Below are 8,660 nucleotides of genomic sequence, written 5' to 3'. Positions count from 1 at the left end.
TAACGAATCACAACCGATTCATCCGATTCAACTTTCTTCTTCCACAAATCCGCCCACTGAGTCAGCTACTTGTGGGTAATTGAAAGCCTCACCGGAGGCTTACGGTGCAGCGCTCGCCATGAGGGTCGAGGACGTTTACGTGCAGAACCGCCGCCTGTGGGTGCGCCTGAATGAGAATGGCGGCAAGCGCCACGAAATGCCCTGTCACCATAATCTCGAAAGCTACCTCCTCGCCTACATCGAGGGCTGCGGACTCGTCGTCGGTCCGAAGGGGATTCTGTTCCGCACGATCGGGCGCGGAACGCGTCAGCTCACCAAGACGCCCCTGCCCCAGGCCAACGCCTATGCGATGATCCGTCGCCGGGCGCGGGCGGCCGGGATCGCCACCAAGATCGGCAATCACAGTTTCCACGCCACGGGGATTACCGCCTATCTCGAGAACGGCGGCACGCTCGAAAAAGGCCGCCGGCATGGCCAACCATGCCTCGACGCGCACCACGCAGCTCTACGACCGGCGGCGCGACGAGATGAGCCTCGACGAGATCGAGAAAGTGGTGATTTAAGACGGATTTCCGCCGCCGTATACCACGCAGGGCGTCGCCTCGCCGAGTGTGCATGCGGAGGCCGGCCCTCGCGTCGGCCCTCTCCCCGTGGCCGAAAAAGCCAAAGTCTGATAATCAATCCCCTTTCAACGCCTGGAGCGGCGCGAATGAACGTGATTTCGGCCAATCGAATTTGGCTGCGAGGCGCGGCGGTCGGATATGTCGTCGTCATGCTCTGCGCCGCGATTTTCTTCGTGAGAAGCGGCGGCCCATCGTGCGAGCACGCGATATACATCATGACGGCTAGCGTCGCATGCGCGCATTTCTTTCTTCTCGCCGCCTGGCGAAGCAATCGAGAGCGATCGATTCGCAGAACACACGCGATGTTTTCCAGCGGCGAAACCTTCGATGTGATGGGAAAAACCGACATTCCTGGTTTCTGGTTCTGTAATGTCGCGATCGACGTTCACTTGGCGTTCTGGGCAATGACCGTGCTGACGCCCATCTTCGCGCTCGCAATTCTCGCAAACCCTGGCGGCTTTTGCTGAGCGCGCGCTGCAAATCGGAATGCCGGCCGGATCTCGGTGAGGCGTCGATTTCGCCTTCCTGCCGAAGAGCGACAACTCTATTTTCATTCATGGCGTAACGCTCCTCTTGGAGGTTTGGGTCGGCTGGACCACCAACCCCGTCACGCCGCTTGCCTCACGCCGTCATCACCCGCTTTCGCCCATAGCTCTCGAGCAAACAAACCACGGATAACAAATCCGAAGCCGACGCTCACCCTCATAGAATCTGCTCAATAAGGTGAAATGGACGAATGAATGCGGGACTCGGCGGGCCGGGTTCGACTGACGGCGAAAGGTTTGCTTCTGGCTTTGCGGCCCAGCACGACGTGCAGTGGAAGCAGTCCGAACACGAGCAGCCCTACGCCGATATGGGTCCATCTGGCCAGAGTTCTCGAGTCCTCTCCTCCATAATAGAGAAATAGCGCAGTCACAATCAGCAGAGTCATTACCAGGAGCAGCGATGCGCCTGTGGCGATATTGCGCTTGCCGAGCCAAAACGCTCGCACATGGAGCGGGAGGACGGAGCCGACCACCATGAGCGTGACGAAAGCGGAAACGCCGTGGACGGTGAGCAACGCCCGCTGGAGATTACCCGGTTCCTCTTCCAGGAAATCGTGGAGCGCGAACCATGAGACGCCCGACGCCGCGACGACGATCAGCGCCGCATAGGTGATCGCCTGATGCCATTTGCCGAGACGCATGTGTCAAGCAGCCTCCAGTTCATTGGACCGCGCAGAGGTAATCAGCCCTGTCGCGCCGAACCGCCGAAGGTAAGTGCTATCCGTCTGCTTGGTCTGAGCGAGCACTTTCGTCAAGGCGTCGGCGATCATGCAGCTGGGAGCGATGACCGAATAAGCGTCGGGCTCGACGATCGGCGCGCGGGTTTTCGACGACACGAGAGCGCTCACCTCGCATCCCGAGACGCTCCCGAGCGTCTGCGCGGCTCCTTCGTGCGCGCTTGCTTCCTGTGTAGCGGCCATCGCAACAGGAAGTGAGGAAGACCCCATATCATGGCTTTTTCGATTCGGAATCGGATATTCTCAAGCCAAGATGGCTCCTGACAGCCAGGTCGCCGATGTGTTCGGCAAACGCCATGACAACGTCCTGCGCGATATCGACGGGTTGCTTCAGTCCTCAAAATTGAGGGATGCGCAGAAACAATGGTTTATGGAGATTTCTCACCCTCACCCGACGGTGCCGGGTCGCGCCATTCGCTCCTTCGCGTTGACCCGCGACGGCTTTACGCTTCTCACCTTCGGCTTCACGGGCGACGAAGCATTGGGGTGGAAAATAAAATTCATCGACGCCTTCAACGCCATGGAAACGGAACTCGGCCTCCGGCGAGCCGTCGGCTCCGAGGAGCCCGAGTCCGCGCCGGCGGAATTCGTCGAGCACTGCCGCCGACGCTTCAAGGATATCTACTCCGGCGACTTCATCAGCCCGAATTATCTGCTCAAAATCCTGTTCGTCGGAAATATCCCCTACACCGGCGACAAGCGATTCCCGCTGCTCGCGGAAGAATCCTGCGAGGCGCTCGGGATCCGCAATAAGGAGGCCGCGCTCGAACGTCTTCCCCCGCTTGCCAAAGGGTTCGTCACAGTCGATTTCGGCGGTGGGCCGACAGAGCGCGAGGCAATCACGGAGGCGGCTCTCTATGCGCTCGCTTTCGACCGCCGCCAGCTCAACACGGCATGGCCCGCCGGTCCCGGCGGCCTCTTTCCCTGCGATGTCGCTGCCCAAAACGACGCCGTCGCCCTGTGCTATCAGATCAAGACGCTCGAAAGCTACTTCCGGTCCTTTCGAGAGAAGGTCTCCGGTCACGAAAAGCCGGGTCTCGCGACGGTTGTCGCGTCCAGGAAGCGCGCCCGGTGCGAATGAAAATTCGTCTCTCGCGCACTGGAAAGCCGTGCGTGAGGAGGCCGCCGCGCCGCCGCCCGGCGCCGCCTCGGGCGACGCGGCGGCCGAGCTTGCGCAACCACTGCCGGCTCCGCTGATCGCCGGGCGCATCGACCGCCGGGACTCGACTCGCCGCCGGATGAAACTTCGGGGGCGGATCGAGCCCGTCCAAAATGACGAACGTTCGCACGGCCGTTAACAATCGGCTATGGAGTCATAGTCTTCTTCTGGATCAGCTATTGGCAATTGATCGCAGTATGGCGAGGCGGCCCGGCGGAGACCTCCGACGAAATAGGCGCGCTGTATTTCGTCGCCCGGGTCGCGGCTCTGCTGTCGAGCTTTCAATGGTCCGGAGTCGATCTCATGTTGAAGAACGCCTTATGATTCGTCGCTTGGCAAAATCCGGCGCTGTCGCCCTTGACGCTTCTCGCATACCATCAGATTCGGAATGGCTCCGGGATCGCGAGGGAATTGGCCGGGGGCATTTGTCTCCCGTGCATTTGAAGCAGGCGGAGAGCTTCATCACGCCATACGCGAAAGTGCGACGAAGTTCGACGACGACGTTCGCGCCAAAAAGCGCGAGACGATGTCCAAACTGCGTTGCGGCGTCGATATGAGCGTCTCCGAGGATCGATTGCGTCCCGCTGCGCAGAACCGAGCTCGAAGCGTGACGCCGTCGCAGGAGTCTTCAAGCGGATATGCGCGTCGATCTCGCGTCTGCGATCTCCGTCGCTTCTGATACAGGCAGCAATTCGAGCGCCGCCATTCCGAGCAGCACGACGGAAACTCCCAAGAGAAGGGGAGTCGCGCCGTGCAGGACCGCCCAAATCTGGCAGAGAACGATCATGCCTCGATACAACGCATCGAATCTGCCCAGCCTCACCGAAGGCATTCGCAGACGGACCAAGGCCCAGATCACGACCGAGCAACCCGCGAGATTGATCAGAAAAATCGTCGTCGGATCAGGCGAAATGAAATTCGTATCGAAGCGGAGAGCGTGATCGAGACTCTCGAAGAGAGAAACGATCATTGGAACCAGAATTGGCACGGCGAGAGCGGTCGTGGCCACGAGATCATAAACGGCGCAGCCGATGACGATTTTACGATATGCTGAAACACGCATTTCAGACTTTTTCTGCAGAAGAACGTCGATCCAACATCGCTGTCAATTCTCGGATCTCTTTGAATTGACCCGATTGCAGTCCCAGCTCCACGCGTCTATCGAGAACCGCGGCGAGATCGCGCGCACGCTCGTCCGGCGTCGCCAGATAGCCGTCGATCGACGTGGCGCGAGCGCGTAGCGCAACGAGGTCGTCAAAGCGATCGTCGGCTCGCATGGCTCCTCTGGTGAGTTCGGTGTCCACGATGCAAAGTCCGAGGACCGCAAAGAAGATGTCGGGGTTTTCGAGCGCGTATGATTTCACTAAAGCATTGAGCGCGGCTTTGGATACGGAATAGGAAAGCATGCCGGGGCGCGGACGGATGGCGGAAATCGAAGCGGAAAACGCCACGCATTGTGGCCGCGCGGATCGCGAGAGACACGCGTCCAACACGGATTTGGCGGCGCTCACATTGATGTTCAAGACTTCATGAAATTCGGTGATCGACGTTTCGGTCGCGAGCTTGGGCGTGGGACCAAAGCTGCCGGCATTGATGAACAGCGCCTCCAAAGATGCGGCGCCCGCCCGGGCGAACAAGCTGTCGACGACGCCCGTGATGGCGTCGAAGCGCGTCAAGTCGCATCGAGCGAAAATCATGTTCGGATGATCGGCCAGATCGGTCGCAACTCGTCGCGATACGCCGCAGACTTGAAAGCCGCGTGCGAGATACAGCTCGGCGAGCGCATGGCCTATCCCGGCGCTGACGCCGGTGATGAAAACAGTCTTCACGATCGCCTCTCAAAACTTCCCGGCTCGATAGCCACCGTCTACGTCGAGTATCGCGCCAGTGACATAAGTCGCCCCTGGGCCTAAGAGATAGAGGACGCTCGCGGCCACTTCCTCCGGTCGCGCGAAGCGCTTCATTGCGGTCACATCGATCTTTCGCCTGGTGTTGTCGGGATCGGCTGCCAAACGCTCCGGCGTGTTCATGCCGCCGAGGATCGGCCCCGGCGCAACAGCGTTCACTCGGACGGAAAAGCCATCGTCATGATCCACTGCGTTTTCGATGGCGGCCACCTGCGTCAACAGATTCAGCGCCGCCTTGCTGGACACATAAGCCGCTTGATTCGGAATAGCGAGAGCGCCCGCGCATGACGAGACATTTACGATCGCGCCGCCCGGCGTGCGACGAATCATTTCGATCTCGCGTCGCAGGCAATAGAAAACGCCGCTGCAATTCACTTTCATCAACCGATCCCAATCGTTCGTATCCATCCGCCTGATCGGCGCGTGCCCTCCGGTGACGCCGGCGCAATTGACGGCGAAATGCAGTGATTGGAATCTGCGCGCCAGCTCGTCGAACGCCGCGTCGACGCATCGATGATCGCCGATGTCGCTCTCGATAAATAGCGCGTCATTGCCGAGGACGGCCGCCGCGGCTTCGCCTTTTTTTCTGTCTCGGCCGATGATTGCGACAGGGCTTCCGAGCTCCGCGAGCCGCCTCGCGATCACCAAACCCAGCCCGCTCGTGCCGCCGACGACGACGCTCGATTTTTCAGCAAGGCCCACTCGCGTCTCCTCATGCATAGCTTATGTGCTCCGGCCGCTTGTATTTCGGGTTGACGCAGCAATACACGCGGTCGAGCGCCGGATTCGTCTTGTCGCGAAAGCAGTTTCCGTCGTAAAGGCAGGCATGGACCCGCCCGGGATCTCCCGCCAGAGATTTGGTGACGATGTCATTGTCTGCGAAAATCGCCCGGCTCATCCCAGCAAGGTCGGCGACTCGCTCCGCGAGCAGAGATTCAGCTTGGTCGAGGGTCGCGATGAATCCGGCGAAGCCGACAGGCGTCGTAGCCTCGGCGCGTATGCGCCGCACGCCTTCGGTCAATTGTCGTCGCATATGCGGCGTCGGATGAATCATTTGATGGAACGTCTCGCGGATCGACATCGAACACATGATCGCGGCGACGCCAGCGCGCCCCAATTCTCGAACCACTTCGCCGAGAAGATGCGGCTCTTGCCCTGCCGAACCGAGGCAATCGTCGATTCCGAGCCGCACCGATACATCGATGGCGCCGGCTGTCGCGTTCTGTATGTCTTCGATTACCTCGAGGAGCAGCCGCGCTCGGCGCAGCGCGGATCCTCCATAGGCGTCTCTGCGACGATTGGTGTAGGGGGACAGAAAGCTGCTGAGGAGATATCCATTGGACGCTTGCAGCTGAATCATTCGGGCGCCCGCGCGCTGCGCGAGAACGGCCGCCTTAGTGAATTGGCGACGCACCGCCGCGATATCGTCCAGCCCCATTCTGCGCGTCGGCGATTTCGAGTCGAGTTTCGACCCTCGCAGATTCCTCGGAGCGCTCGGAGCCGACAATGGCTGTCCAGAACGGCTGCTGCCCTGGGCGCCATAATGTTGAAGCTGCACGACGACCGGGCAATTGCGCGCAGCCCCATAGGCGATCAGCGGAGCGAGACGCCGAGCGTGAGATTCGTCATGCAGGCAAAGTCCGCGCCTGTGCAGGCGCGTCGATGGATCGATCGAAGAATTTCCAAGCACGACCATCGCGCTGCCTCCATCGATGATTCCTCGATAGAACCGCTCCAATTCGTCTGACATTCCGCCGGTCTCGTCGGCCATGTCTATGCCCATAGGGGCGAAATAGATGCGGTTTTTCAAGACGAGCCGCCCGAGCCTCAAAGGCGTGGTCGTTTCAGGATATGACTTCATAGCGTGACATCGCGCTGTCGTTCCGGCTCGACGATATTTCGGCCTCGGAGAGCGTCGAATGAGAGGCGAAATCGTCTCGCGTCACAAAGAAGAAATGTGATTTGATCACATCCTTCAGTGCGTTGGATTGCTCGCGTGAGAGCGTGTCCAGATGCAAGATCGTGCGATCCCCGGCGACGCTGTACGAGTCGACGGGAAGACACAGAAATCCAAAGCCGTCCGCATAGATCGATACGCTCTTGACCTCGCAATGACCGTCGGTCTCGATCTGTCCCTTGACGGAAACGGCTCTCATCGAGAGCATTTCCAGGTCGACGCGTATCGAGAGCCGTCCGTCGGTATTGACGAGGGCGCGGCGAAGGACGCGGTTCGACGGCGTGAACCAGTGCGTTTCTGGGAAATTCAGCGTTCGCATCCGCTTGAAGAGGGGCATTTTCATTGCTCCCCCTTGCAGGCGGATTTTCGCGACCGAGCGTCCATTTTGGAAAAAGCTCGCCGTCTTGTCCACGAATCTCGGTGTTTTGCGCGCAAGTCCTTCGGTCTGGGTGACGAGAGCTTCGACAGCATAGGTCGACTCGACATACGAAATGAATTGAACGTCGAGAGTGGACATGGAGATCGAGATCTCGCCGCGATCATAGCCGCTGGAATTGTAGACATAATGATACATCGCCTGCCGCGCGACTTCGATCAGCATCAAACCCGGCACGTGTTCGTGGGCTTTTCGATAGAAAAAATAATTGTCGGTGTCATTCAGCATCAAATAGCAGCTTACGCGCGCCCGTTTCCAGCACTCTGATTTGGCCAAGCCGATCGCGAGCGCTTCCGACTCTTCACGAGTCACTTGCGCGACATGGGGGAGGAACGCCCGACGTAGATACTCCTCGACGCCGCTCGGCAGATATTGCGCGGTAAGACGCATGGCGCCATCGTCCTGCGTATAGAATTCCAGCAGGTTCACCTCGAATTCGGCCAAAGACGCCGCGGAGATCAAGTCGATAGACGCCGGCACGCTCCGCAATACGTAGAGCGCTCCTTCTGGTCGGTAGAGCTCACAGAATCGCTGCTTTTCGGCATTGTTCCAATTCTCGACGACCGCGTCCATCGCATCGCGCTCGATGCGAGCTGGAATTAATTCACGGACGTCCTGCAGCAATACGTCGTCAGGGCTGTCCTTGTGAAGAATGTGTGGGGTAATTGGTTTCTGAAAAGTCATACGTCCACATCCTATTGCTCAAGTTCGAGTTATCTCAGCTTTCGTAACATCCAGGACACGATCAATTTGTGTGCGGGGGCTACGGGAAGCATATAGAGACGTCCAAATCGATTGTTCGTAACCACAGAGGCTGTCAGCCGCAGACGATCCAGCGCATCGACCCCAATGTCGGCGTTTCTCTGTGAAAAAAAGTCCACACACACCATGACCGCGAGGTGACGATCGCGCGAGGTGAGCACCAAGCGATTCGCAGATATCTCTTCGACCGTGAAAAAGGGGACCGATAAATTAACTGGGTTACGCGCCCGCCGTCTGCCCATAGGGCGCATAGCCCTGCCGCGTCAGCGCGCCCGAGCCCGCGTCGAGGCTCGCGATCACCGAGCCCTGAATGTCCGGGATCAGCGTCCGCCGCGCCCCTGCGGGATCGAGAAGCGCAACCACGCCCGCCGCGCCGCCCGCCTGCGCCATCCATTGGCGGACCGCCCCGCTCGACCCGTCATAGTCCAGCAGCGGCCGGCCGCTCTCGTCAGTCACGGTGACGGTGGCGAATCCGTTGACGCTCTTCGACTTCCGCACCCCGCGCGCGTCATAGGCGTAAGCGGCGGAAAAGCC

Annotated in this window: 11 protein-coding genes; 2 read left to right on the top strand and 9 right to left on the bottom strand. The window is 59.5% G+C overall.

Annotation, left to right across the window (positions count from 1 at the left end; translation table 11 throughout):
- Window positions 1–118: 118 nt before the first annotated feature.
- On the top strand, window positions 119–1,090 hold the full coding sequence (locus Mspo_RS20055) for a hypothetical protein (RefSeq protein ID WP_244613555.1): 972 nt from the start codon (window positions 119–121) through the stop codon (window positions 1,088–1,090).
- Between the two features lie 248 nt (window positions 1,091–1,338).
- Here the strand turns inward: Mspo_RS20055 and Mspo_RS19000 are convergent, their stop codons facing one another.
- Together Mspo_RS19000 and Mspo_RS18995 are read right to left on the bottom strand one after the other, a co-directional pair.
- Window positions 1,339–1,809 (bottom strand): hypothetical protein, encoded by a 471-nt coding sequence (locus tag Mspo_RS19000; RefSeq protein WP_159732807.1) that lies wholly within the window; start codon window positions 1,807–1,809, stop codon window positions 1,339–1,341.
- Between the two features lie 3 nt (window positions 1,810–1,812).
- Complete coding sequence (locus Mspo_RS18995) at window positions 1,813–2,016, bottom strand: hypothetical protein (RefSeq protein WP_159732805.1); 204 nt, start codon at window positions 2,014–2,016, stop codon at window positions 1,813–1,815.
- Window positions 2,017–2,158: 142 nt separating this feature from the next.
- Here Mspo_RS18995 and Mspo_RS18990 point away from each other — a divergent pair, with 142 nt between their 5' ends.
- The gene (locus Mspo_RS18990) at window positions 2,159–2,986 is read left to right on the top strand and encodes a Rha family transcriptional regulator (protein WP_256366383.1); all 828 of its coding nucleotides are present in this window, start codon (window positions 2,159–2,161) and stop codon (window positions 2,984–2,986) included.
- A 706-nt stretch (window positions 2,987–3,692) separates the two neighbouring features.
- Here Mspo_RS18990 and Mspo_RS18985 read toward each other — a convergent pair.
- The 7 genes from Mspo_RS18985 to Mspo_RS18955 form a co-directional block, all read right to left on the bottom strand.
- Window positions 3,693–4,127 carry a hypothetical protein gene (locus Mspo_RS18985; protein ID WP_159732801.1) on the bottom strand — a complete coding sequence of 145 codons (435 nt, stop codon included), beginning with the start codon at window positions 4,125–4,127 and terminating at the stop codon, window positions 3,693–3,695.
- Window position 4,128: 1 nt separating this feature from the next.
- A complete protein-coding gene (locus Mspo_RS18980) occupies window positions 4,129–4,893 on the bottom strand; it encodes an SDR family oxidoreductase (RefSeq protein ID WP_159732799.1) in 765 nt (254 codons plus the stop codon).
- Between the two features lie 9 nt (window positions 4,894–4,902).
- Window positions 4,903–5,691, bottom strand: coding sequence for an SDR family NAD(P)-dependent oxidoreductase (locus Mspo_RS18975; RefSeq protein WP_244613554.1), 789 nt, complete (start codon window positions 5,689–5,691; stop codon window positions 4,903–4,905).
- Entirely contained in the window at window positions 5,684–6,754 is a 1,071-nt protein-coding gene (locus Mspo_RS18970) for a hypothetical protein (RefSeq protein ID WP_244613556.1), read from the bottom strand. Before Mspo_RS18970 ends, Mspo_RS18975 begins: the two co-directional genes overlap by 8 nt.
- A gap of 61 nt (window positions 6,755–6,815) precedes the next feature.
- Entirely contained in the window at window positions 6,816–8,048 is a 1,233-nt protein-coding gene (locus Mspo_RS18965; RefSeq protein WP_159732793.1) for an AfsA-related hotdog domain-containing protein, read from the bottom strand.
- Between the two features lie 29 nt (window positions 8,049–8,077).
- Window positions 8,078–8,368, bottom strand: a complete 291-nt coding sequence (locus tag Mspo_RS18960) for a DUF2867 domain-containing protein (RefSeq protein WP_201281760.1) — start codon at window positions 8,366–8,368, stop codon at window positions 8,078–8,080.
- On the bottom strand, window positions 8,346–8,660 hold a 315-nt coding region (locus tag Mspo_RS18955), incomplete at its 5' end, for a hypothetical protein (RefSeq protein WP_159732789.1). The genes Mspo_RS18955 and Mspo_RS18960, both read right to left, overlap by 23 nt.

Origin of the sequence: Methylosinus sp. Ce-a6, assembly GCF_009811655.1 — a bacterium.
Lineage (GTDB): Bacteria > Pseudomonadota > Alphaproteobacteria > Rhizobiales > Beijerinckiaceae > Methylosinus.
This window is presented reverse-complemented; position numbering and strand designations above follow the sequence as displayed.